Raw genomic sequence first — 23477 nt, forward strand, 5'->3', positions numbered from 1 at the left:
CCGTGGGCCTGCTCCGAATCCCGGAGCAGGCCCACCGCCTACGTCGGCTTACTCCCCCTCGAGCTCGCCCTCGGTCTCGAGGTAGACCTGCCGCAGGCCCTCGAGCACCTCGGGTGACGGCTCCTCCCACATGTCCCGCTCGACGGCCTCGAGCAGGCGCTCGGAGATGCCGTGCAGCGCCCACGGATTCGACTCGGACATGAACTTGCGGTTCTGCTCGTCCAGCACGTACGTCTCGGCGAGCTTCTCGTACATCCAGTCCGCGACGACGTTGGTGGTCGCGTCGTACCCGAACAGGTAGTCGACCGTCGCGGCCATCTCGAAGGCGCCCTTGTAGCCGTGCCGGCGCATCGCCTCGAGCCAGCGCGGATTCACCACGCGGGCCCGGAAGACGCGGGCGGTCTCCTCCGACAGTGTCCGGGTGCGGACCGCGTCGGGGCGGGTGCTGTCGCCGATGTACGCCTCAGGCGCCGTGCCGGTGAGCGCGCGGACGGTGGCGACCATGCCGCCGTGGTACTGGAAGTAGTCGTCCGAGTCGGCGATGTCGTGCTCGCGGGTGTCGGTGTTCTTGGCCGCCACCGCGATCCGCTTGTAGGCACTGCGCATGTCGTCGGACGCCGGGACGCCGTCGAGCCCGCGGCCGTATGCGTAGCCGCCCCACGTGGTGTACACCTGTGCGAGGTCGGCGTCGTCGCGCCAGTTCTTCGAGTCGATCAGCTGCAGCAGACCGGCGCCGTACGTGCCGGGCTTCGAGCCGAAGATGCGGGTGGTGGCGCGGCGGTCGTCGCCGTGCTCGGCCAGGTCCGCCTGCGCGTGGGCATGGACGTAGTTGTCCTCAGGCGACTCGTCGAGCCCGGCGACCAGGCGGACGGCGTCGTCGAGCAGCGCCAGCACGTGCGGGAACGCGTCCCGGAAGAAGCCGCTGATGCGGACGGTGACGTCGATGCGCGGGCGGCCCAGTTCGGCGAGGTCGATCACCTCGAGGCTGGTGACACGGCGCGACGCCTCGTCCCACACCGGGCGGACACCGAGCAGCGCGAACACCTCGGCGATGTCGTCGCCGGAGGTGCGCATCGCGGACGTGCCCCACACCGACAGGCCCACCGACTTGGGCCACTCGCCGTGGTCGGCGCGGTAGCGCTGGACCAGCGACTCGGCCATCGCCTGACCGGTCTCCCACGCCAGCCGCGACGGCACCGCCTTGGGGTCGACCGAGTAGAAGTTGCGTCCGGTGGGCAGCACGTTGATCAGCCCGCGCAGCGGCGACCCGGACGGGCCCGCCGCGATGAAGCCGCCGTCGAGCGCGTGCAGCACTTGCGCGATCTCGCCGGACGTCTGCCGCAGCCGCGGCACCACCTCGGTCGCGGCGAACCGCAGGATCTGCCGGACGGTGTCGTCGTCGGACAGCCGGTCGGCGGCAGCGGGATCCCAGTCCGTCTCGGCCAGCGCCGCGAGCAGGGCGTGCGCCTGCGCCTCGACCTCGTCGACGCGGCCACGGTCCTCGTCGCCGGCCTCGCTGAGCCCCAACGCCTCCCGCAGGCCGGGAACGGACTGCTCGCCGCCCCACATCTGCCGCGCCCGCAGCATGGCCAGCACCAACTCGACCTCGGCGTCACCCTCGGGCGCGCGGCCCAGGATGTGCAGGCCGTCGCGGATCTGGACGTCCTTGATCTCGCACAGCCAGCCGTCGACGTGCATGAGCATGTCGTCGAACACGTCCTCCTCGGGACGCTCGGCCAGGCCCAGGTCGTGGTCCATCTTCGCGGCGCGCATCAACGTCCAGATCTGCTGGCGGATCGCGGGCAGCTTCGCCGGGTCGAGTGCGGAGATGTTGGAGTGCTCGTCGAGCAGCTGTTCGAGGCGGGAGATGTCGCCGTAGCTCTCGGCGCGCGCCATCGGCGGGATCAGGTGGTCGACCAGGGTCGCGTGGGCGCGGCGCTTGGCCTGGGTGCCCTCGCCCGGATCGTTGACCAGGAACGGGTAGATCATCGGCAGGTCACCGAGCGCGGCGTCGGTGCCGCACGACGCCGACATGCCCAGCGTCTTGCCGGGCAGCCACTCGAGGTTGCCGTGCTTGCCCAGGTGCACGATCGCGTCGGCCCCGAACCCACCCTGCTCGGTGTTCGCGCCGATCCAGCGGTAGGCGGCCAGGTAGTGGTGGCTCGGCGGCAGGTCCGGGTCGTGGTAGATCGCGACCGGGTTCTCGCCGAACCCGCGCGGCGGCTGCACCATCAGCACGACGTTGCCGGCGCGGATGGCGGCGATGACGATCTCGCCCTCGGGATCGGACGAGCGGTCGACGTACAGCTCGCCGGGCGCGGCGCCCCAGTGCTCCTCGACGCCCTCGCGGAAGTCCTGTGGCAGCGTCGCGAACCACTCGCGGTAGCGGGCGGCGGAGATGCGGATCGGGTTGCCCTCGAGCTGCTCGGCGGTGAGCCAGTCCGGGTCCTGACCGCCGGCGGCGATCAGCGCGTGAATGAGCGCGTCGCCGTCCTTCGCCGCCAGACCGGGCAGCGCATCGTCGCCGTCGAGCGGCCCGAGATCGTATCCGGCGGTGCGCATCTCGGTGAGCAGGTCGATCGCACTGGCCGGGGTGTCCAGGCCGACGGCGTTGCCGATGCGGGCGTGCTTGGTCGGATACGCCGACAGCATCAGCGCGATCTTCTTGTCCGGGTTCGGGATCCGCCGCAGCCGTGCGTGGCGAACCGCGATCCCGGCGACGCGGGCGGCGCGCTCGGCGTCCGGCACGTAGGCGGTGAGCCCGTCGGCGTCGATCTCCTTGAACGAGAACGGCACGGTGATCAGGCGGCCGTCGAACTCGGGCACCGCGACCTGCGTCGCGACGTCGAGCGGGGACATGCCGTCGTCGTTGGCCTCCCACGCCTCCCGGCTGCTGGTCAGGCACAGACCCTGCAGGATCGGCACATCGAGGGCGGCGAGTTCGGCGACGTCCCACGCCTCGTCGTCGCCACCGGCCTGCGCGTGTGCGGGCTTGGTGCCGCCGGCCGCGAGGACCGTCACGACCATCGCGTCGGCGCGGCCCAACGTCTCGAGCAGATCGGCGGGCGCGGTGCGCAGCGACGCGCAGAAGATCGGCAGCGGGTTCGCGCCGGCGTCCTCGATCGCCCGGCACAGCGCCTCGACGTACGTGGTGTTCCCGGCCAGGTGCTGGGCGCGGTAGTAGAGCACCGCGACCGTCGGACCGTCGATCGCGCGGGTGTCGCGCTCGAGAACGCCCCAGTTCGGCAGGTGCACGGCCGGCTCGAAGCCGTGCCCGGTGAGCAGCACCGTGTCCGAGAGGAAGTTGTGCAGCTGGCGCAGGTTGTCGGCGCCGCCCTCGGCCAGATAGGTGTGTGCCTCGGCGGCGATACCCGCGGGCACCGTCGAGCACTCCATCAGCTCCGCGTCGGGGGCCTGCTCGCCGCCGAGCACCACGGCCGGCAGCCCCGACGCGAGCACCGCGTCGATGCCGTCCTCCCACGCCCGGCGTCCACCGAGGATGCGGACCACCACGAGGTCGACGCCGTCGAGCAGCCCCGGCAGGTCCTCGTCGACCAGCAGGCGGGCCGGGTTGGCCCAGCGGTAGTCGGCGCCGCTCGCGCGGGCGCTGAGCAGGTCGGTGTCGGACGTCGACAGCAGCAGGATCACTGGTGCAGCCTTTCCGGGGTTTCGCGCCCCACGGCAGGGTTCGAGCAAGTCGGGACTCGTCGAAGCGGTTCGGGCGGCGGAAGAGGGTCTGACTTTCACAGTGGCGCGACCGTCCGGAATCTCACCGGCTTCCTCATCCTGCCGCGGTCGCCGGTGATCCTACCGGTCACGCGCGTGCGCACCGACCGCCGCACTTCTCTAGCCTGGACACGTGCCATCTCCACGCTCCGGCCCGGACAAGTGTCCGGGTGCTCTCCAGGTTCACGAGGCCGCCGACGGTCCCCTCGCCCGCGTCCGCCTGCCCGGCGGAGTGATCACGTCGCAGCAGCTCCAGGCCTTGGCCGAGGCCGCCCGCGATCTCGGCAACGGTGAGATCGAACTGACCTCCCGGGGGAACCTGCAGCTGCGTGCGGTGAGCGACCCGGACGAGTTCGCCCGACGGATCGCCGACGCCGGGCTGCTGCCGTCGACCACCCACGAGCGGGTGCGCAACATCCTCGCCTCCCCGCTGTCCGGCCGGATCGGCGGATTCGCCGACGTCCGCGGCCTGGTCGACGACCTCGACCGGGCGCTGTGCGCCGATCCGGCGCTGGCCGCGCTGCCCGGCCGCACGTTGTTCACGATCGACGACGGCCGCGGCGACATCTCGGGCCTGCGCGGCGACTTCGGTGTCCACGCGCTCGACGACGGCCGGTTCGCGCTGGTCCTCGCCGGTGAGGACACCGGCGCCCGGCTCGCGGAGGCGAAGGCGGTCGACGTGCTGCTGGCGGCGGCGCGCACGTTCGCCGAGATCCGTGGCGACGCGTGGCGGCTCAGCGAGGTGCCGGGCGGCACCGAGCGCGTACTGGCTCACCTCGGGCTCGAGTACGGCAACCCGGTGGGCCTGCCCGCCGCGGTCGAACGCGGCCCGATCGGCTGGCTCGACCAGCCCCACGGCGGCGTCACGCTCGCCGCCGGTCTTGCGTTCGGCACGCTCCCGGCCCGACTCGCGGAGTTCCTCGCCGCCGTCGAGAAGCCGATCGTCGTCACACCGTGGCGGTCGGTGCTGCTGCCGGACCTCGAGGAGTGGGCCGCCGAGCAGGTGGTTCGGGTGCTGGCGCCGATGGGCCTGATCTTCGACGAGAACTCGCCGTATCTGCAGGTCAGCGCGTGTGCGGGACAGCCGGGTTGCGCCAAGTCGCACACCGACGTGCGGGCCGACGCCCGGGAGGCCATCGAGAACGACGACCTGCCGGCCGACGGCCGTCAGCACTGGTCCGGGTGCGATCGCAAGTGCGGTCGCCCACGCGGCGAGGTAACAGACGTGGTCGCCGACCCCGACGGTTACCGGGTGGAAAACGGGTCGTCGTGATGCCTCTATCGTGTGGCGCATGATCGACTACATCCGCGACGGTGCGGAGATTTATCGCCAGTCCTTCGCAACCATCCGCGCCGAGGCGGACCTCGCCCGGTTCCCCGCCGACGTCTCGCAGGCGGTCGTCCGGATGATCCACGCGAGCGGTCAGGTCGATCTGGTCGACGACGTCGCGTTCACCCCGAACGTGGTCGCCGACGCCCGCGAGGCGCTGCGCCGCGGCGCGCCGATCCTGTGCGACGCGAAGATGGTCGCCGCCGGTGTCACCCGCAAGCGTCTCCCCCGCGACAACGACGTGCTGTGCATGCTCGACGATCCGCGAGTTCCGGTGCTGGCCAAGGCAATCGACAACACCCGCTCGGCCGCGGCGCTGGAGTTGTGGGGCGACAAGCTCGACGGTGCGGTCGTCGCGATCGGCAACGCGCCCACCGCGTTGTTTCATCTGCTGAACCTCATCGAGGCCGGCGCGCCGCGGCCCGCCGCGATCGTCGGCGGACCCGTCGGTTTCATCGGTGCGGCCGAGTCCAAGGAAGCGCTGATCGAGCATCCCGCCGGCCTCGAGTACCTGGTGGTGCGGGGACGCCGGGGTGGCAGCGCGATCACCGCGGCCGCCCTCAACGCGATTGCGAGCGAGATCGAATGAGCGCCGCCGGCAAGTTGTGGGGCGTCGGCATCGGACCCGGCGACCCGGAGTTGATGACGGTCAAGGCCGCCCGCGTGATCGGCGAGGCCGACGTCGTCGCCTTCCACAGTGCCCGGCACGGGCGCAGCATCTCGCGCGGGGTCGCCGCCCCGTACATGCGGGAGGGCCAGATCGAGGAACACCTGGTGTACCCGGTCACCACCGAGACGATCGACCATCCCGGCGGCTACCAGGGCGCGATGGACGAGTTCTACGAGCAGGCCGCCGAGCGCCTGGCCGCGCATCTCGAGGCCGGCCGCAGCGTCGCGCTCCTCGCCGCCGGCGATCCGCTGTTCTACAGCTCGTACATGCACATGCACAAGCGTCTGGCCGACCGGTTCGAGGCCGAGGTCATCCCCGGCGTCACCGCCGTCAGCGCCGCGTCCGCCGCCCTGGCCGAGCCGCTGGTCGAGGGCGAGGAGGTGCTGACGGTCCTGCCCGGCACCCTGCCGCAGGACGAGCTGACCCGACGCCTGCGCGAGACCGACGCCGCCGCGATCATGAAGCTCGGCCGCACGTATCCCGCGGTGCGCCAGGCGCTGAAGGACTCCGGGCGGATCGACGAGGCCTACTACGTCGAGCGTGCCAGCACCGACCGGCAGCGGGTCGCCGCGGCCGACGAGGTCGACGACGCCGACGTGCCGTACTTCTCGATCGCCATCGTGCCCAGCCCCGTGAACAACCGCGTCGAGCCCGAGCCTGCGCGCGGTGAGGTGGTCGTCGTCGGACTCGGACCGGGCGACCAGGCCTGGACCACGCCGGAGGTCCGGCAGGAACTCGCCCGCGCGACCGACCTGGTCGGATACACCACGTACATCGACCGGGTCCCGGCCCGGCCCGGTCAGCGCCGACACGCCAGCGACAACCGCGTCGAGGCCGAGCGGGCCGCGATGGCACTGGACATGGCGAAGCGCGGCGCGCGGGTCGCGGTCGTCTCGTCCGGCGATCCCGGCGTGTTCGCGATGGCCGCCGCCGTGCTCGAGGTCGCCGCCGAGGAGCAGTGGCAGGACGTCCCGGTCCGGATCCTGCCCGGCATGACCGCCGCCAACGCCGTCGCGAGCCGCGTCGGTGCCCCGCTGGGCCACGACTACGCGATGCTCTCGCTGTCGGATCGGCTCAAGCCGTGGGACATCGTCGCCAAGCGCGTGTCCGCCGTCGCGAGCGCCGACATGGCGTTCGCCGTCTACAACCCGGCGTCCAAGTCCCGCACGTGGCAGGTCGCCGCGATGCGCGACCTGGTGCTCGAGCACCGCTCCCCCGACACCCCGGTGATCATCGGCCGCGACATCGCCGGGCCGCAGGAGTCGATCAAGATCGTGCGACTCGCCGATCTCGATCCCGCGGACGTCGACATGCGGTGCCTGCTGATCGTCGGGTCGTCGCAGACGACCGTCGTCGAGAGCGCGACCGGGACAACGGTGTTCACGCCGCGGCACTACCCGGCCTGACGGTACGGCGCCACCCCTTACGGGAGTTCACGACACGCTTACGGTCTGATCGCGTGCCGTGAACTCCCGTTCGGTGGTGGTAGGCGCGGATCAGCTGTCGGGCTCGGTCGGAAGCGGGTTGACGGTATCGCCGTCCCAGGTCAGCGATTGGTCGGTTCGCGCCGGAAGGGCTTCCAGATCCGCGTCGGCAAGGACCGCGTCAATGCAATCTTCGGAAGCACCGAGGTAGGTGGTCATCAGGTCGACGTCCGTTGCCACGCACCAGGCGCGGTCGTCGGGCCACCACAGGTGTGCGCTCATCCCTACCGGAAACCGTCGTGTCGCGCCGAACTGGGTGTCCGCCATGTCCAGGGTTCCCGCGAACAGGACCATATCCCGCCCCGGCATAGGAAGCCGTTGGTAGTCGGATGGTGCGCAGACGTGACCGGAGCCCTCCCAGTGCCCGAACCAGCAGGTTGCGGATGTGCCGGTGAAACGCCTCAGGATCGTGGTCAGAGCGCGGGCGGTCGCCGGCGGCAGCGATCCCTGGGTTGGATCGTCATCCCACACTCCGGGCTGACCCAGGGTGTCCCAAGAGCCGACGATCGAGCCCCATTCCATGACCGGATGCGCCGCAGTACCGTTCGCGGCCGCAACGTCAGCCCAGCGCACGGTCCGGCCGCCGGCCGTCGCTGCCGGATGGAAGATGCGTGCGTATGCCGGGTAGTCCGGCGGAAGCAGCGATGCGATCGTGTGATCGAAGCCGTGCACCCGGTTCACGATCCACTGCCCGGCATCGACTTCGGGAACCATGAGAAGGCCGCGCTCGTCCCAATCGCGTCCGTCCGCCGCTGAACGATCCATGGGTACATCACACCCTGACGGCCGACAGGTCGCAGTCGAATCCCGCCGCGATGTCACTGTCCGGGCTGCGCGACTCGGATGGCTCGGTACCGGTAGCCGTCCTGATCGGTCACCTGTTCCCAGTCGAAGACGACGGTGTCACCCACCGTCAAGGTTCGGAATCCCGTACCGTCGATGGCGCTGAAGAACGCCCAGCACCCGCCGGGGGTCGCGGCGGAGTCGATGACACCCCACCCCTCGACGTCGTTCCACTCCCGCACCGTTCCCGTCGTGTCGCTCATGAAGTCGACGATGCCATCTCTCCGCCGACGGAACGTCACAGACGCGCTTCCAGACAACTGCGATTGTCGGGGTCTGCGGACGACGGGTAGCGTCCCAGCGGTGGCTGCTGATCCGGGAACGTCGTGGTGGGAGCGCTACAACGACGGTGTTCGCTGCATGCACGAATCCGGCTGGGGTGGAGACGCATCGGTGCTCTCGCGTGAGATCCGCGAACTGCTCGACGACGTCGACGCGGCGTTCGCGGTCACCGGTTCGGCCACGCCGGGGTGGCCGAACCCGTACTGGGACGGCGCCGCGCCGGACGAGGCGGAGTACGAGCGAGTCAGCAACCCGGAGAAGTTCCTGATCGTGGTGGCCCGCGCGCGGGCGTGGACGAGGGTTCTGCTCGACCGCGGCTGGGCGCGAGAAGCAGCGCACGTGGACTGGGCCTTGCGGCCCTTCGATTCTGGCGGGACCGACACCGTCCTCTCTCCTGCCGCCGACGGCGCGGTGCCGCTGGTGTTGACGAGGCACACACCGGTGGACAGCGACCACATCTTCACCGTCACGGTCGCGGCGGGCGACCCGGCGGTGCGGTTGGCAGAGATTCCCGATTGTGGATGCGACGCGTGCGATCGCGGGTCCGCCGAACTGCTCGAGGAAATGGACCGGTGGGTGCTGTCGGTGGTCGACGGTTCCCTCGAGGTCGACGTCGCTGCCGACCACTCCTCGGTGCGCACATCCTTCGGCGGTCACGGCGGCACGGTCCAGCATCTCGACCAACCGACGACGTTCACGGCCGCACCGTGGCCCACGAACTGGACCGCGCGCCCCATCCCGCCCGCGATCGAGACCCGGCACCCCGAACCCGCGCTTCCGCGCACGGTGAGCGGCAGCGCCGCTCGTGCGGTACTGGATCGACTGCTGCGCCGGGACGGACCGGTGGGCGGCGCTCAACGGTACCGTTCCCAATGACCAAACTGGTCTGACCACTTGACCAGCTGGCGAACCCCGACCTAGCTTATGTGACATGGATCTCACTCCGGTGCGCCGCAGGTCGATCCCCGACGACGTATTCGATCAGCTCCTCGACCGTGTGATCGGCGGCGTCGTCGAGCCCGGTGAGACGCTGCTGAGCGAGCGGCGGATGGCCGAGGCGCTCGGCGTCTCACGGCCCGCCGTGCGAGAGGCGCTGAACCGCATCGCCGCGATGGGCCTGGTCGACGTCCGGCAGGGCGGCGCGACGGTCGTCAACGACCTGCGACGCCGTGGGGGCCTCGATCTGCTGCCACGATTGCTCGTTCGGGGCGGTGAAATCGATCCGGCGGTGGCGCACAGCATCCTCGAGGCCCGACTCTGGAACGGGCCGAAGGTTGCGGAACTCGCAGCGCAGCGCGCACCCGAGAGCACCGCGGACACCCTGGACGACGCCGTCGACGCGCTCGCCGCCACCGACGACCCCGTGGTCCGGCAACGCATTGCCCTCGATTTCTGGGATCTGATCGTCGACAGCGCCGACTCGATCACGTTCCGGCTCATGTTCAACACCCTGCGCACCGCGTACGAACCGATGCTCGACGCGCTCGCGGTGGTGATGGCCGCCGAGGTGAACGAGATCGACCGCTACCGGTCTGTCGTCGCGGCAATCCGACGTCGGGATCCCGAGGGTGCGTTCGCCGCGGCGCACAACCTGCTCGAGCCTGCGACCACACTCCTGGGCGGCGCGCTCGCCGCCGCGCGGGCCGCGTCCGAGGAGGGCACATGACCAGCACCCGTCACACCTCGTCCGCGTTCGGCCGCGACGTCACTCTCGGCGGTGCCGCACGCGAGTTCGTCCGCCATCCGAGTCCGTGGGTCATCGGCGCGCTGTTTGCGGGCGCCGTCACGGCCCGGATTGCCGTGGGCGTCTCGACCTGGCCCGACGCGCTGGTCCCGCTCGTGATGCTCGCGCTGTTCCCGGTCCTCGAGTGGATCATTCACGTCTTCGTCCTGCACTGGCGCCCCAAGCGCGTGGCCGGCTTGACCGTCGACCCGCTGCTCGCGCGCAAACACCGCGCACACCACGGGGATCCGCGGAACATCCCGCTGGACTTCATTCCCGCGCCGGTGTTCGTGTGGCTGGTGCCGCTGCTGCTCGCGATCACGGCGTTCGCCTTCCCCCGCATCGAACTCGGGCTGACGTTCCTTATCGTCATCACGGCGCTGGGACTGGCGTACGAGTGGACGCATTTCCTCATCCACACCGACTACAAGCCGAAGACCGCGCTGTACAAGGCGACGTGGCGGCATCACCGCAACCACCACTACCGCAACGAGCACTACTGGTTCACCGTCACCACTTCCGGCACCGCCGACCGCATCTTCGGCACGGAACCCACCCCCGACACCGTCGAGAAGTCACCCACCGCAAAGCGACTCCACGGACTCGACATCGCCAGCACCTAGAACGGGTGCGCGGCGGATCAGCCGGCCGCGTCCTCCTTCAACGTGTGCGCGACGAGGGCGTTGGCGTGCCCGTGACCGAGTCCGTGCTCGGTCTTGAGCCAGTTCACCAACTCCATGTGCTTGGTCAGATCCGACGAACGAATCAGGCTCTGCCACTCACTGATCGGCTTGCCGTACGTCTTCTCGATCGACGGAAAGTAGGACGCGGGACCCTTCACCGGTTCGCTCATGGACGGCACGCTACCGGCGAGCTATGACACGTGCACGGATCGAGCTCGCCCACTCCTCCGGATTCCAGGTTCCCGGCCGCGCCCGGGTGAGCGGGTAGCAGGCGAAACCGATCAGCGTCGCGGTGAAGTGGCCGATGTCGGTGAAGGTCAGACCGCCGAAGAGCGGCAGACCGTAGACGACCAGGACACCGATCACGTAGAGGTACCGCCACGGCGGCGCGATCCGGTAGGCGAGGACGGCCGTGACACCGGCCAGCGCGTAACTCACTCCGACGTCGAGGGTGTTCACCGCGGACTCCGGCGCCCGGTGATGGTTGATCGCCAGGTACAGCACGCCCTCGCTGATGTACGTCGCGCCGACGTGCGCGACCACGGCCACGGTCAGCCACCGCACCGTCCCGAGCCACCGCTCGACGGGGACATGGAAGAGGTTGAACAACACGAAGTAGCTCAGCCACGAACCACCCGCCAGCCAGAGCGCGCTGGTGATCAGGACGTGGACCGGGTCCTCTTGCAGGTGGTGGAGATTGGTCGACCGGCTACCCAGGACGTCGTTGAGCTCGGTCGGCGACAGGTGATTCATCACGATGCTGGTCACGAACAGGATCGTCAGCCACACGAACGTGCCCGGTGCACGACGGACGTACGCCCACGCCGCGGCCGGAACATCCGACACCTTGAACCGCCTCTCGGCATTCACTCGATCAGTATGACCCCGATCGGTGTCGACGGCGGCTAGTCCGCGACGGACGAGAGGCCGTGTCGCTCCTGGTACCGGCGCAGGTTCCGCTGGGCCAGCCGCGCGATCCACGGGAGCGCCCGGAGCGTCAGGCCCGGCATCAGCATTCCGGTCTTCACCATCCAGCCGTCGGTCCGGGGCACGTTCGTCTCGACGCGCGGGCGGTCCACCAGCCCGAGCACCCGGTCGGCGATCTGTTGCGGCGCGAGAGGCGTGCTGAGGAAGTTCAGCGCCGATCCCCCGGTCGCGGCCTCGTGCCGCAGCATCGGCGTGTCCACCGAACCTGGGTTGACGATGCTCACCCGGACCCCGGTCTCGCGCGTGCGGGCTGCCAGCGCCAGCAGAAAGCCGCGCAGACCGAACTTCGACGCGCTGTATCCGGGGCTCTCCCCGAGCGGCAGCATCCCGCCGATCGACACGATCGCGACGACGTGGCCCCGGGACTCCTGGAGGACCGGGTACAGCGCGCGGGTCAGATGCACGGGTGCCAGCAGGTTCACGCCGAGCTCGCGGTCCGCCTCGGCGTCGGTGAGCTTCTCGAACGGCGTCGTCACGACGACGCCGGCGACGTGGACGAGCAGATCGCAGTCGGCTCCCACCGCCGACACCAGCGCCGCGAGCTCCATGGGATCGGTCAGATCGCAGGGGTGCGGAGCGATCCGGGCCGGCGACGTGTCCGCGAGCGCCGCGAGACCCGCGCCGTCGACGTCCACCGCGAGAATGTCGTGGCCGCGCGCCGCGAGACCTCGGCAGATCGCAGACCCGATCGCTCCGCCCGCGCCCGTGACGACTGCCCGGCTCACGCCGTGACCTTCATGGGATCGAACATCCCCGGCTCCAGCGCCGACCAGCCGAACTCGGCGCGGACGCGTGCCAGGTAGTCGCGGAACGCGTGCGCGTCGACGTACGCGCTGTGTCGGTCGGTGCCGATGAACGAGATCCCGCCGCTCAGGTCGGGACGATCGGTGGCCATCTTGCGATCGAACGCCGCCGCCCTCGCCGGGTTGTGCCGCTGATCGTGGAGGTACTGGGCGAGGACGTTCGTCACCTGATCGAACAGCGTGTAGGCGCTGGAGTTGGTCTCCAGATAGCCGACACCGAACAGGTTCCGCTGCCTCGGGTTGAACGCCGTCAGATAGAGCCGGGGACGCCCGTGCGCCCAGTCGAAACAGTCGTCCGGCGCATACGGAATCGCCCAGTCGTACCCGGTGGCGTACAGCACCAGATCAATCTCACGGCTCGAACCGTCGGTGAACTCGACGCGTGGGCCGGCCAGTCGCGACACGTCGGGGACGATCGAGACGTCACCGTGCTGGAGATGGTGAACCAGTTGACTGTTGAGCAGCGGGTGCGACTCGAGCAGCTTGTGGTCGGGGCGCGGCAGGCCCAACCGCGTCAGATCACCCTGTAGCAACCGCAGCATTCCCGTCAGCAGCGGACGCTCGACCGCCAGCGGCAGTCGCGGGCCCTTCTCGGCGAATACATCGGTCGGCGTCCCGAGGATGTGCTTGGGGATGATGTGGTAGCCGCGCCGCACGCTGACGTACGTCTCGGACGCCGACGCCGCTGCGTCGCAGGCGATGTCGGCACCCGAGTTGCCGAGACCGACGATGAGCACGCGCTTGCCGCGGAACTCGTCGATCCCGCGGTACGTCACCGCGTGCCGAACCTCACCGTCGAAGTTGCCCGGATGCACCGGAATTCGCGGCCGCCACGTCACACCGGTCGCGCACACCACCGCGCGGTAGCCGCGGCGCTCCCCCGTCGATAGTCGCACCGACCACCCGTCGCCGTCCGGCACCACCTCGTCGACCGACGTGTCGAAGCGGATACCGTCGTACAGCCCGTAGGTGCGCGCGAAACTGCGCGTGTAGTCGAGGATCAACCGGTTGCCCGGGTAGTCCGGGAAAGAGTCCGGCATCGGGAAGTCGTGGAACCCGGACATCGTGCGTGACGAGATAAAGTGCGCCGACTCGTACATCGGCGTCCCGGGATTGTCGAGATCCCAGATTCCCCCTACGTCGCTGTGCCGCTCGAACTGGTCGTACTCGATTCCGAGTCCCCTGAAGGCACGAGCCGCCGACAGCCCCGCCGGCCCTGCCCCCACAATGCACACCCGATCCATGGGTCGATCCCCTTCCGTCACGGGTATTCAACCCGGCCCCTCTCGTCTGTGCGGCGAATTGAGTTGATGGAGAGGTGAGTCCGAGGTGTCGTCCCGTCAATGGGAGGTACCGGGGAAGGTTCCGGAATTCCTTCTGTTCCGTCCCGGACGTACTTCTGCACGGATGTTGGCGCCTGGGACGAGAGTCCGCGTGCGTAGCGAATCGGCAGGAATCGCTGGAATGGCCGACGGTGCGGGCGCTGGGGTACTCCGCTCTTCCCTTCTGAAGGACGCCCCTACCTCGTCTCGACGGGATGGCCGGCCGCGACGCGGTCGAGGCCGTAGCGAAAGCGCTCCTCCCCTCCCCACCCCCTGGGGTACGTGCGGAACCCGACGACTCCCCGATCGCGCGAGCGAAGGTCAGGTACTTCCCCGAGACGAGGACCTCGGCGACGTGAGGCCGGAGACCCGGGGATTCGCCCTACCTTCTTGACGTCGATGTGGACCATGTGCCCGGGTCGGCGGGCGATGATCGGTCGAGCAGGCCGAGTTCACCGTGCTGCCGCCAACGGTTGACCCACTTGGATGCACACGCTCATGAGCTGCCCATCTCCGCCGCTACGTGAGCGATGGGACGGTCTTTGCAGCGTTCGACGAGGCGTCGTCGGCCCTCGATGGAGAGAGGCGCGTTGGCGCGTGTCATCGCGCCTCGACCCCCTCGCCGTCCCTGGCGTGGACTTCCTCGCCTTGTTCGCTGCGCAGATACTCGCTCGTGAGGGCAGGCAGGATCGCCAGGACCGCGACGACCGCGAGGGTGAGGCCCAGGGCGATGGGAGCACGGAGCCCGTGGGCCGGGATCAGGGCCGATCCGATCGCGGAACCGAGGATGACGCCGAAGGTGATAAACGATGCGTGGATCGTGTTGACCAGCGGTGTGGTGCTGCCGGCTCGCTGCACCCGAACGGCCATTGCGGGGTTCATCGTCACGCCGACCAGGCCGATCCCGAGCATGAACAACAGCGCCAGCGGCGGGACATCGGTGAATAGTCCGAGTCCTGTCAGGAAGAAGACGTTGAGGCCGGTGCCAGCCAGCAGAGTCGAGATGGTGTGCCGGTCGGCCAAACGGGCGACGACCATGTTGCCGATCAGGGTCGCGGCGCCGTAGGCGAGCAGGAGCAGCGGGACCAGGTTCTCTGGAAAGCCTGCGATCTCGGTGAGGATCGGAGTGAAGAAGCTGAACACGGAGAACGTAGCCCCGATGATCAGTGTGCTGGAAATGAGTGCCAACTGGAGCTGCGGCCTTCGCAGGACCGTGAGCTCATCGCGCATCGACCGTGGCGCTTCTTCTGGAGTGTCGTCGGCGGGGTTCTGGACGAACGCGAGGGTGAGGATCGCGGCGATCACGGTGAGCAATGAGATTGTCCAAAAAGCAGCCTGCCAGCCCAATTGTCCGCCGACGAACGTCGCTGGTGGCAGTCCGAGCAGGGTACCGAGCAGGGTACCGAGCATCAGGCCGTTCATCGCGACACCGTTCGCTCGGCCGCGCATCCGTTCGTCCACCAGTCGTGCGCACAGTGACACCGCAATGCCGAAGAACGCCGCCGAGGCGACGCCACTGATGATCCGGGCGACCGTCATGACCGCGTACGTCGTGGCCAGTGCCGCGATGACGTTGCCGACGAGGAAGACGGCGATGATCGTCAACAGCGCATTCTTCGGCGGGATCCGCAACAGCAACATGGTCAGGATCGGCCCGCCGACCGTCATCGCGACAGCGAAAATCGTGACAAGGTAGCCGATCTGCTCGATTCCCGCGCCCAGGCCATCGGCGAGCTGTGGCATGAGTCCGGCGACGGCGAACTCGCTGGTCACCATCGCGAAGATGCCTGCAGCGAGGATGTACACCGCTAGCGGGATTGCCCTGGTAGGAGTGTGCCTTGTTGGCGGGGTCATATCGAATGCTTTCTGTGATTGATAATCCAAAACGAGGACGTGCGAAAGCCCCCGGACATGACAGGTGGGGTGGGGATCTAGCTCAAGAGGGCATGGAGTCCGGCGAGTGCGATCCGACGCAGGGCCTCGGCATCAACGCCGGCCTGCGCAGTGACCCGGATCCCGGAGATGACGGTGCTGACCAGTAGTGCGCCGTCATCCGGATCGACGCCCTCAGGAATGCTTCCGTCTACCTGGCCGACACGGATGGCCTCAGCCAGAAGCGAACTCCGCTCGTACAGGTCACGGGCGAGGATGCGGGCGATGCGCTCATCCCGCTCGCGCAGGTCGGGATTCATGAGGCTCTGCACCACCATGCAGCCGGCGGCGTGACCCTGGTGGGCAGCCACCTGCTCCTCAGTGATGATGAGGTCGACCAGCGCCCGCAGCCGGTCTGCGCCGCGGAGCCCGTCGTCGCCGAGGAGTGCGGTCTGCCGCTCGCGGATCGTGTCGATGTAGTGCTCCAAAGCGCGCACGAACAGCTCGTCCTTGGAGGTGAAGGCGTTGTAGAGGCTACTGCGTCGGACGCCGGCTGCCTCACAAAGCTGCTCGGTCGAGGTGTCGGCGAAGCCGTGTACCCGGAACTCGGCGGCCGCGGCATCGAGCACCGCGATCTCGTCGAACGTCCGTGGTCTGCCCATGCTCAGCAACCTAGCAGTTCTGGATACTCAGATCCAAAATCCCCGTGGGATGACCAAGCCGGGTTCCACGATGACTAACTCGGCCAGTTCGAGCCGATGAGGTCGAACTGTTCACGCAGATTGCGCATTCAACACTCGTTACTGGGCTGGGTAAATATGCCGACGAACCACTGCGGTTGGGCGATTCGCCCGACTACCAAGTCTGACCATTCCGGGTCGAGCGCCTGAGCAAACCGGTCTGCGCGCTGATGCCGCGGTAGATCTCCTCAGCCCGCGAAGGCCCGCAGCACCCGGAGAAGCTGCGTCGCATACTCCGAGTCGAACCGGAACCCACCGTCGACAGCTACGAGATTCCCGCGCTCCACCTTCGCGTCCCACCAGTCGCGCAGGAACCCCTCTGCGTATCCGCCAGTGCAGAAGCCGTACGGGTCCGCGACGAACGAGGTGGTGATCATCAGGGTGTAGCAGGGCCGTTCGTAGTCGGTTTGCCCCTCGGCCCGGTTCACGAAGTCCTCGAACGACGCCGCGGTGGCCAGGTGGGAATACAGCCAGAACATGGCGTCGTACATCAGCCACGAGTCCCCGTCGGAGTGGAGCGCGAAGAAACCCTTGGTCGTCACGATCCGCTCGGCGAGCCCACGGATCAACGCTTCGCCGTCGGGAAGGTTCGCCGCTTCCAAGGCGCGGCGGAGAATCGGAGAGAAGGTGCCCTGCCGAACGACCTCGAGGTCGGCCTGCAGCATCTCCTCGCTGTCGTCGAACTCGTCCTCGCTCACCAGGCCCCGGACGAAGGTCGCGAAGTCTTTGGCGACGAGGGTGATGCGGTAGTCGTCCTCCTGATCGACGTGCACGACGCGCGGCTCCCCGCGCGGGCCGCACTCGCGGTAGTCGAGCATGATCTGTTCGTGCCCCGCGCTGGGGGTGTCGGCGATACCGACACCGATGTCCGGATACCCCCATTCCTCCCGCTTGAACGTCGATCCGAGCTCGCCGCACAACGACCAGGTCGCGGTGCGGCCGAGCGCGTACAGCCCGGTGATCTGGATATGGCCCTCGGCCCAGCTCGTCGGCTCGTCCATCGGATAGCAGGCTCGATCGACCATGCCGCCGTTGTGCATCCGCGCCAACTCCACATAAGAGTCGGGCAGCCGGTACCCGCCCAGCTCCGCTTCGATCGACGCGATAAGTTCGTCGCTCGGTGCAGGCTCGACGTAGTTGTCCCGCGAGTAGTCGCCGTCGTCCCAGAAACCCTCGAAGTCGACGCCGCCGAAATGACCAGTGGTGCGCGCGACGCCCTCGGTATCGATGTCCTCCGTGCTCACGTGCGTGTCCTTTCGGGGTGTCGACGCTTCTCGATCTGCGAGACCCAAAGGACCGTAGCTTCGAGGTCCGACATCGACGCCACCCCATCCGGGATCGGTGTCCGAGCAACCATCACCACCGGGATTCCCAGCTCGCGGGCCGCATCGAGTTTCGCCGACGTGAGCGCTCCCCCGCTGTTCTTCGTCACGACGACGTCGATCCCGCGGTCTCTCATGAGCGCGATCTCGTCGTCGACCGTGAACGGTCCACGGGCGAGGAGCAACTCGGACCGTGGGGGCATCGACACCTGGGGCGGGTCGATCGCGCGGATCAGGAACCATCCCGGACAGTCGGCGAACGCATCGACGCCCTGCCGGCCGATCGTGAGGAACGCCCTCTCCCCCAGCCGCGAAACAGTAGCTGCGGCCGATCCGAGATCCGGAACGACGTGCCAGCGATCGCCCGCGCCGGCGCTCCATTCCGCGCGTCGCAGGACCAACAGCGGAACGCCCATCTGCCTCGTCGCGGCGGCAGCGTTCGCCGTGATCCGGGCTGCGAACGGGTGGGTCACGTCGACGACGGCGTCGATGCTGTTGTCCCGCAACCACTGTGCGAGCCCGTTCACACCGCCGAAGCCACCGATCCGGACCTCCCCGACGGGGAGCACCGGCTCACGCACTCGGCCGGCCAGTGAGGAGATCACCTCGACCGTCGGATCCGGATCGAGGCGCGCGGCGAGCATCCGCGCCTCGCGGGTACCGCCGAGGACCAGAACTCTCCGTATCGGGGGGCTCAATGGGTCGTGCGGGCGCGCGTCGCCGAATACAGGTAGCTGTCCGGGAATCCCTCGGCCGCGAGGACACGACCGACGACAACCACCGCGGTCTTGGTGATTCCGGCGGCGTGCACCTGGTCGACCAGGGTCGCGAGGGTGCCGCGCAGCACCACCTCGTCGGGCCGGCTCGCGAACGCGACCACCGCTGCCGGACAGTCGGACCCGTAGTTCTCGGACAGTTCCTCGACGATCTGCTCGATGCGGTGCGCGCCGAGATGGACCACCATCGTGGCGCCGCTGCGCCCGAGTGAACGCAGGTCCTCTCCCGGCGGCATCGCCGTCGACAGCGTCGAGACCCGGGTCAGCACGATCGATTGGGACACCCCAGGCACGGTCAGCTCACGTCCGAGCGCGGCGGCGGCCGCGGTGAACGCCGGAACGCCGGGCACGATGTCGTAGGCGACGCCGGCGGCATCGAGCCGTCGCACCTGCTCGGCCACCGCCGAATAGATCGACGGATCGCCGGAGTGCAGCCGCGCGACGTCGAGCCCGGCCGCGTCTGCGGCGATGATCTGCTCGATGATCTCGTCGAGGCTCATGCGGGCGGTGTCGATCACGTCCGCGTCGTCCGGGCACAGCGTGAGGAGTTCGGCTGGCACGAGGCTGCCCGCGTACAGGCACACCGGGCTCTCGGCGATGATGCGCGAGGCCCGCAGCGTGATCAGGTCCGGGGCACCGGGCCCGGCGCCGATGAAATGGACTGTCATTGCGATTCCCTTTCGGTGCTGTGCTGCTTGACGACCGACCATTGGGCGACCGGCAGCTGCGGTCGCCACGCGGTGAACCCGCCGAGCGGCTCGCCTCGATAGACCTGGAACTTGCGCAGCTCGCCGCCGAGCCGCGAATGCCATTGCAGGACCAGCGCCTCCGATTCCGCGGTGACGGCGTTGACGACCATCCGTCCGCCCGTCCGCAGGCGCTCCCAGCAGGCGTCGAGCATGCCGTCCTGCGTGACACCGCCGCCGACGAAGATCGCGTCGGGAAGCGACACCTCGTCGGAGAACGCGGCGGGTGCCGAACCGAGCACCCGCAACGCGGGAACGCCCAGCCGAGCGGCATTGTCGGTGATCTGCGCTACGCGGCGGTCCTCCCGCTCGAACGCGACCGCGCGGCAACGCGGATCGGTGCGCATCCACTCGATGCCGATGGTGCCGGAACCACCTCCGACATCCCACAACAGCTCGCCGGGCGCCGGCGCCAGCGCCGACAGGGTCAACGCCCGCACCTCGTGCTTGGTCATCTGCCCGTCCCCCTGGAACGCACTGTCCGGCAGACCGGGCGTCCGGGTGAGCCGCCGGGCCGACGGCGTCGCCCGCAGCTCGAGCGCGATCACGTTGAGCGGATCCCCCGGAGCCCGATCCCAGGTCCCGGCCTCGCCCCGGGCGACGTTCTCCTCGGGACCACCCAGCTGCTCGAGGACCGCCATCGCGGTGTCGCCGAAGCCGCGGTCGCGCAGAAACTCCGCGACCGCGGTCGGGGTGTGCTCGTCGGTGCTGAGGACCAGCAGCCGTTGGCCGTCGATCAGGCTCGCGGCGAGCGTCGCGACGGGACGCCCCACCAGGCTCACCGTCGGCGTCTCGTGCAGCGCCCAACCGAGGCGCGCGCACGCCAGCGACACCGACGACGGGTGCGCGATCACCCGCAACCGCTCCGGGCCGAGGACCCGGCCGAGCGTGACGCCGACACCGTGGAACATCGGATCGCCGCTCGCGAGCACGCACACACGGCGCTCGCGGTGCTCGTCGAACAGGCCGGGCAGCGCCGGCACCATCGGCGACGGCCACGGCACCCGCAGCGCCGGCGACTCCGGGACCAGCGACAGTTGGCGCGTCGATCCCATCAGCACCTCGGCCTCCCGGATGGCGGCCTGGGCACGGGGCGAGAGGCCGAGCCATCCGTCGGCGCCGATTCCCACCACGAAGATCTCATCGGTCACACGTTCGATCACCTGGGCAGCCGCCGCCAGACGAAATGCGGCATCAGCCGCATCGCGATGAACACCAGCCGCAGCACGCCCGGCACGGCCACCTGTTCCCGCCCGCTCCGCAGCCCGTGCGCGACCGCGTCCGCCACCTGCTGGGGCGTGCTGGAGAACGGTGCCGGCTTCATGCCCTCCGTCATCCGCCCGATCACGAATCCCGGGCGTACCAGCAACAAGCGGACGCCGCTGCCGTGCAGGGCGTCTGCAAGGCCGCTCGCGAAGCCGTCCAGGCCGGCCTTCGCGGAGCCGTACACGTAGTTGGCGCGACGCACCCGGACACCGGCGATGGACGAGAACACCACGATCTGCCCGGCCCCGTGCGCCCGCATCAGGTTTGCGAGGTGGGTCAGGACGCTGACCTGCGCGACGTAGTCGGTGTGGACCACCGCGAGCGCGTGGCCGGCGTCCTGCTCGGCGCGGGCCTGATCACCCAGGACACCGAACGCCAGCACGGCAACCCCGATGGGACCGTGCTGCTCGGCGATCGCCGACAGCACCGCCGGATGGTCGGCGACGCGATCGGCATCGAACTCGACGCAATGCACCTCGGTCGCATCGGCGTCGAGCACCATCTGGCACTCCCGTTCCAGGTCACCACGGCGGCGCGCGGCGAGGACGACGACGCGGCCCGGCGCCAACCGCTGCACAATCTCCAAGCCGATCTCGCTGCGACCACCCAGCAGCACCACCGATCCAGGGGCGTACTCCGTGTCACTCATGACTCCAGTGTCCTGGATTCGGAGCGCTCGAGTACCGTCGGGGCATGCCCCGAATCCCGTCCGACGCCTCCCACCTGACCGCCGAGGCCACCTCGTTCCTCACAGAACGGCACCTGGCGACCCTGACGACGTTGCGCAAGGACGGCACCCCGCACGTCGTCGCGGTGGGCTTCACGTGGGATCCGGAGCGCCGAATCGTCCGGGTCATCACGAACGACGCGTCGCAGAAGGCCCGCAACGCCGACCGCGGAGGGTACGGCGCGGTGAGCCAGGTCGACGGGGGCCGCTGGATCACGCTCGAGGGTCCCGCCCGCGTCCTGTCGGATCGGGCCTCGGTGACCGATGCCGAGCAGCGCTACGCCGCCCGCTACCGCACCCCTCGGGAGAACCCGACCCGTGTGGTCATCGAGATCGCCGTCGAGCGCGTCATGGGGTCGGCGATTCTCGTCGATCGGTGAAATCGTCTGGTTTACACCGATATTCGGCCGAACCGAGTGTGGATTCGGCGTCATCGACGGCGGTACCGTGTGAGGACGTCACCAGCGCACGCGAGTGGGGATGGTCATGACACCTCGACAGACACACCTGCCGACGACGCACCGATCCGGTCCACGTCGGTTCCTGCGATGGGCCGTTCCGGTGACCGTCGTCGCCGCGCTGGCTGCACCGGCGACGGCGAATGCACTGCCACCGCACCCGTTCGGGCCCCCGGCCTTGACGATCGGTTGCGCCAACCAGGGCAGCCTGATGTCGTTGACCGCGGCCAGCGGACAGTCCGGGCCCGAACAGAAGCCACCGATCGGGCCCGGTGAGCTCCGATTCGAGACGTTCCCCGCAGCACCGCCGATCCCCGCTGCCGGGCAGGTGACCGTCGCCTGGATCAACCTCGACACGGGGGCGACGGGCATCGCGCCCCTCGAAGGGGCCTACCCGTACTACTCGACGACGGTGTACACCGGCCACGGGAACATTCGAGCCGCCGTGTTCGGGACGATCGACCTGGGCAGCCTGCCCCTGTGTCAGACGAACCCGACGTTCGGCAACTTCATCGTCTGACCGACCGGAGGGCGTGTCACGCAGGGAGAACCGTCAGCCCGTGTGGGCGAAGGTTCATCGGCTCGCACCCGTCGGCCGTCACCACGACGATGTCCTCGATCCGGGCGCCCCACCGCCCACGGAAGTAGATTCCCGGTTCGATGCTGAACGCCATCCCCGGCTCGAGTGCGACGGTGTTGCCGGCGACGATGTACGGCTCCTCGTGCACCGACAGCCCGATACCGTGCCCGGTGCGGTGGACGAACACGTCTGCCAGCCCTGCCTCGGCGAGGACGTCGCGCGCCGCGGCGTCCACGGATTCCGCGGTCACGCCGGGACGAACCGCCTCGACGGCCGCGCGCTGTGCCGCCTCGAGCACCGCGATCTGCTCCGCGACCTCCGCATCGGGCTCGCCCAGGCTGTACGTGCGGGTGGAGTCCGAGTTGTAGCCGGGTTCGACCGGGCCGCCGATGTCGATCACGACGATGTCGCCCGACTCGATGACGCGATCGGAGACCTCGTGGTGCGGGTCGGCGCCGTGCGGACCGGACCCGACGATGACGAACGCCGCCTCGGAGTGGCCCTCCGCCAGGATCGCGTCGGTGATGTCGGCCGCGACCTCGGCCTCGGTGCGTCCCGGGCGCAGCCATTCGCCCATCCGGGCGTGCACCCGGTCGATCGCGGCACCCGCGCGGCGCAGGGCGTCGACCTCGGCGTCGTCCTTGATCATCCGCAGTTCTCGCAGCACACCGGTGGCGAGCACCGGCACGGTGCCGAACCGGCGGGCCAGCGGAACCAGGTGCAGCGCCGGCATCGCGTCGGTGACCGCAGTCCGCGGGGACTCCGGGAGCAGCGACGACACCAGCTCGTACGGGTCGACGCCGTCGACCCAGTCGTGCACCGGCAGCCCCAGGTCGGCCACGGCCGAATCCCCCAGCGACGCAAGCTCGAGCCGCGGCAGCACGACCGACGGCGCATTCCCGTCGGACGGCACGACCAGGCAGGTCAACCGCTCGAACGAGTCGGCACGCGACCCGATCAGGTAGCGCAGATCAGGTCCCGGCGTGATGAGCAGGCCGTCGAGCCCAGCACGCTCCGCGAACTGCGCGGCTCTGGCCAGTCGGTCGGCGTACACCGCCGTCGGGAACCGAGATGCTTCTGGGCCGGAGGAACCGGCGCTGTGGGAACTCATGGATCCAGGCTAGTGCCGTTTGGCAG

The 23477-nt window shown here is 69.2% G+C and carries 23 protein-coding genes and 1 pseudogene; 8 read left to right on the plus strand and 16 right to left on the minus strand.

Annotation, left to right across the window (positions count from 1 at the left end):
• Positions 1-48: 48 nt before the first annotated feature.
• Entirely contained in the window at positions 49-3648 is a 3600-nt protein-coding gene (gene cobN / locus ABI214_RS01995; protein ID WP_348605633.1) for a cobaltochelatase subunit CobN, read from the minus strand.
• A gap of 211 nt (positions 3649-3859) precedes the next feature.
• On the opposite strand from cobN, the gene cobG reads away from it, so the two are divergent.
• Genes cobG through cobJ form a run of 3 tightly spaced genes read left to right on the plus strand, consistent with a single transcriptional unit; the run spans position 3860 to position 7132 of the window.
• On the plus strand, positions 3860-4999 hold the full coding sequence (gene cobG, locus ABI214_RS02000; RefSeq protein ID WP_348605635.1) for a precorrin-3B synthase: 1140 nt from the start codon (positions 3860-3862) through the stop codon (positions 4997-4999).
• Positions 5000-5018: 19 nt separating this feature from the next.
• Entirely contained in the window at positions 5019-5645 is a 627-nt protein-coding gene (locus ABI214_RS02005; protein WP_348605637.1) for a precorrin-8X methylmutase, read from the plus strand.
• Positions 5642-7132: a precorrin-3B C(17)-methyltransferase gene (cobJ, locus tag ABI214_RS02010; protein WP_348605639.1), complete on the plus strand. Its 1491-nt coding sequence runs from the start codon at positions 5642-5644 to the stop codon at positions 7130-7132. The genes ABI214_RS02005 and cobJ overlap by 4 nt, the downstream gene beginning before the upstream one ends.
• A 90-nt stretch (positions 7133-7222) precedes the next feature.
• Here cobJ and ABI214_RS02015 read toward each other — a convergent pair whose 3' ends face one another.
• Positions 7223-7975: a hypothetical protein gene (locus tag ABI214_RS02015; RefSeq protein ID WP_348605641.1), complete on the minus strand. Its 753-nt coding sequence runs from the start codon at positions 7973-7975 to the stop codon at positions 7223-7225.
• Between the two features lie 53 nt (positions 7976-8028).
• Positions 8029-8256, minus strand: a complete 228-nt coding sequence (locus tag ABI214_RS02020; protein ID WP_348605643.1) for a cold-shock protein — start codon at positions 8254-8256, stop codon at positions 8029-8031.
• A 100-nt stretch (positions 8257-8356) separates the two neighbouring features.
• Between ABI214_RS02020 and ABI214_RS02025 the strand changes: the two genes are divergently transcribed.
• The 3 genes from ABI214_RS02025 to ABI214_RS02035 are packed head-to-tail and all read left to right on the plus strand — an operon-like array spanning position 8357 to position 10681.
• Positions 8357-9211: a DUF6226 family protein gene (locus ABI214_RS02025; protein WP_348605645.1), complete on the plus strand. Its 855-nt coding sequence runs from the start codon at positions 8357-8359 to the stop codon at positions 9209-9211.
• A gap of 55 nt (positions 9212-9266) precedes the next feature.
• On the plus strand, positions 9267-10001 hold the full coding sequence (locus ABI214_RS02030; RefSeq protein ID WP_348605647.1) for a FadR/GntR family transcriptional regulator: 735 nt from the start codon (positions 9267-9269) through the stop codon (positions 9999-10001).
• Positions 9998-10681, plus strand: coding sequence for a sterol desaturase family protein (locus tag ABI214_RS02035; protein WP_348605649.1), 684 nt, complete (start codon positions 9998-10000; stop codon positions 10679-10681). Before ABI214_RS02030 ends, ABI214_RS02035 begins: the two co-directional genes overlap by 4 nt.
• A 17-nt stretch (positions 10682-10698) precedes the next feature.
• On the opposite strand, the gene ABI214_RS02040 is transcribed toward ABI214_RS02035, so the two are convergent.
• The 12 genes and pseudogenes from ABI214_RS02040 to ABI214_RS02095 form a co-directional block, all read right to left on the minus strand.
• The gene (locus ABI214_RS02040) at positions 10699-10911 is read right to left on the minus strand and encodes a DUF4287 domain-containing protein (protein WP_348605651.1); all 213 of its coding nucleotides are present in this window, start codon (positions 10909-10911) and stop codon (positions 10699-10701) included.
• A 10-nt stretch (positions 10912-10921) separates the two neighbouring features.
• The gene (locus tag ABI214_RS02045) at positions 10922-11611 is read right to left on the minus strand and encodes a rhomboid-like protein (protein WP_348605653.1); all 690 of its coding nucleotides are present in this window, start codon (positions 11609-11611) and stop codon (positions 10922-10924) included.
• Between the two features lie 35 nt (positions 11612-11646).
• Positions 11647-12453: an SDR family NAD(P)-dependent oxidoreductase gene (locus ABI214_RS02050; protein ID WP_348605655.1), complete on the minus strand. Its 807-nt coding sequence runs from the start codon at positions 12451-12453 to the stop codon at positions 11647-11649.
• The gene (locus ABI214_RS02055; RefSeq protein WP_348605657.1) at positions 12450-13775 is read right to left on the minus strand and encodes a flavin-containing monooxygenase; all 1326 of its coding nucleotides are present in this window, start codon (positions 13773-13775) and stop codon (positions 12450-12452) included. The genes ABI214_RS02050 and ABI214_RS02055 overlap by 4 nt, the downstream gene beginning before the upstream one ends.
• 505 nt (positions 13776-14280) lie before the next feature.
• A pseudogene (locus ABI214_RS02060) lies at positions 14281-14457 on the minus strand (helix-turn-helix domain-containing protein); the annotation flags it as partial.
• Positions 14454-15659 (minus strand): MFS transporter, encoded by a 1206-nt coding sequence (locus ABI214_RS02065; protein ID WP_348605659.1) that lies wholly within the window; start codon positions 15657-15659, stop codon positions 14454-14456. The gene ABI214_RS02065 and the pseudogene ABI214_RS02060, both read right to left, overlap by 4 nt.
• Before the next feature lie 125 nt (positions 15660-15784).
• Entirely contained in the window at positions 15785-16387 is a 603-nt protein-coding gene (locus tag ABI214_RS02070) for a TetR/AcrR family transcriptional regulator (protein WP_348605661.1), read from the minus strand.
• A gap of 266 nt (positions 16388-16653) precedes the next feature.
• A complete protein-coding gene (locus ABI214_RS02075; protein WP_348605664.1) occupies positions 16654-17709 on the minus strand; it encodes an SMI1/KNR4 family protein in 1056 nt (351 codons plus the stop codon).
• Positions 17706-18473, minus strand: coding sequence for a cobalt-precorrin-6A reductase (locus ABI214_RS02080; protein WP_348611142.1), 768 nt, complete (start codon positions 18471-18473; stop codon positions 17706-17708). The genes ABI214_RS02075 and ABI214_RS02080 overlap by 4 nt, the downstream gene beginning before the upstream one ends.
• Before the next feature lie 8 nt (positions 18474-18481).
• Positions 18482-19231, minus strand: a complete 750-nt coding sequence (cobM, locus tag ABI214_RS02085; protein ID WP_348605666.1) for a precorrin-4 C(11)-methyltransferase — start codon at positions 19229-19231, stop codon at positions 18482-18484.
• Complete coding sequence (gene cbiE / locus ABI214_RS02090) at positions 19228-20460, minus strand: precorrin-6y C5,15-methyltransferase (decarboxylating) subunit CbiE (RefSeq protein WP_348605668.1); 1233 nt, start codon at positions 20458-20460, stop codon at positions 19228-19230. Before cbiE ends, cobM begins: the two co-directional genes overlap by 4 nt.
• An 8-nt stretch (positions 20461-20468) precedes the next feature.
• Positions 20469-21224, minus strand: coding sequence for an SDR family NAD(P)-dependent oxidoreductase (locus tag ABI214_RS02095; RefSeq protein WP_348605670.1), 756 nt, complete (start codon positions 21222-21224; stop codon positions 20469-20471).
• A 44-nt stretch (positions 21225-21268) separates the two neighbouring features.
• Here ABI214_RS02095 and ABI214_RS02100 point away from each other — a divergent pair, with 44 nt between their 5' ends.
• Both ABI214_RS02100 and ABI214_RS02105 read left to right on the plus strand, forming a co-directional pair.
• Complete coding sequence (locus tag ABI214_RS02100; RefSeq protein WP_348605672.1) at positions 21269-21682, plus strand: TIGR03618 family F420-dependent PPOX class oxidoreductase; 414 nt, start codon at positions 21269-21271, stop codon at positions 21680-21682.
• Positions 21683-21788: 106 nt separating this feature from the next.
• A complete protein-coding gene (locus tag ABI214_RS02105) occupies positions 21789-22280 on the plus strand; it encodes a hypothetical protein (RefSeq protein ID WP_348605674.1) in 492 nt (163 codons plus the stop codon).
• A 16-nt stretch (positions 22281-22296) separates the two neighbouring features.
• Here ABI214_RS02105 and ABI214_RS02110 read toward each other — a convergent pair whose 3' ends face one another.
• Positions 22297-23451 carry a M24 family metallopeptidase gene (locus tag ABI214_RS02110; protein WP_348605676.1) on the minus strand — a complete coding sequence of 385 codons (1155 nt, stop codon included), beginning with the start codon at positions 23449-23451 and terminating at the stop codon, positions 22297-22299.
• Between the last annotated feature and the right edge of the window lie 26 nt (positions 23452-23477).

It is taken from the genome of Prescottella soli, assembly GCF_040024445.1.
Taxonomy (GTDB): Bacteria; Actinomycetota; Actinomycetes; order Mycobacteriales; family Mycobacteriaceae; genus Prescottella; species Prescottella soli.

Excerpts from the sequence above, each read along its gene's own strand:
- ABI214_RS02005 (WP_348605637.1), top strand. The coding sequence starts at position 5,019 with ATGATCGACTACATCCGCGACGGTGCGGAGATTTATCGCCAGTCCTTC.
- cobJ (WP_348605639.1), top strand. The coding sequence starts at position 5,642 with ATGAGCGCCGCCGGCAAGTTGTGGGGCGTCGGCATCGGACCCGGCGAC.
- ABI214_RS02015 (WP_348605641.1), bottom strand. The coding sequence starts at position 7,975 with ATGGATCGTTCAGCGGCGGACGGACGCGATTGGGACGAGCGCGGCCTT.
- ABI214_RS02020 (WP_348605643.1), bottom strand. The coding sequence starts at position 8,256 with ATGAGCGACACGACGGGAACGGTGCGGGAGTGGAACGACGTCGAGGGG.
- ABI214_RS02030 (WP_348605647.1), top strand. The coding sequence starts at position 9,267 with ATGGATCTCACTCCGGTGCGCCGCAGGTCGATCCCCGACGACGTATTC.
- ABI214_RS02035 (WP_348605649.1), top strand. The coding sequence starts at position 9,998 with ATGACCAGCACCCGTCACACCTCGTCCGCGTTCGGCCGCGACGTCACT.
- ABI214_RS02040 (WP_348605651.1), bottom strand. The coding sequence starts at position 10,911 with ATGAGCGAACCGGTGAAGGGTCCCGCGTCCTACTTTCCGTCGATCGAG.
- ABI214_RS02055 (WP_348605657.1), bottom strand. The coding sequence starts at position 13,775 with ATGGATCGGGTGTGCATTGTGGGGGCAGGGCCGGCGGGGCTGTCGGCG.
- ABI214_RS02070 (WP_348605661.1), bottom strand. The coding sequence starts at position 16,387 with ATGGGCAGACCACGGACGTTCGACGAGATCGCGGTGCTCGATGCCGCG.
- cobM (WP_348605666.1), bottom strand. The coding sequence starts at position 19,231 with ATGACAGTCCATTTCATCGGCGCCGGGCCCGGTGCCCCGGACCTGATC.
- ABI214_RS02095 (WP_348605670.1), bottom strand. The coding sequence starts at position 21,224 with ATGAGTGACACGGAGTACGCCCCTGGATCGGTGGTGCTGCTGGGTGGT.
- ABI214_RS02100 (WP_348605672.1), top strand. The coding sequence starts at position 21,269 with ATGCCCCGAATCCCGTCCGACGCCTCCCACCTGACCGCCGAGGCCACC.
- ABI214_RS02105 (WP_348605674.1), top strand. The coding sequence starts at position 21,789 with ATGACACCTCGACAGACACACCTGCCGACGACGCACCGATCCGGTCCA.
- ABI214_RS02110 (WP_348605676.1), bottom strand. The coding sequence starts at position 23,451 with ATGAGTTCCCACAGCGCCGGTTCCTCCGGCCCAGAAGCATCTCGGTTC.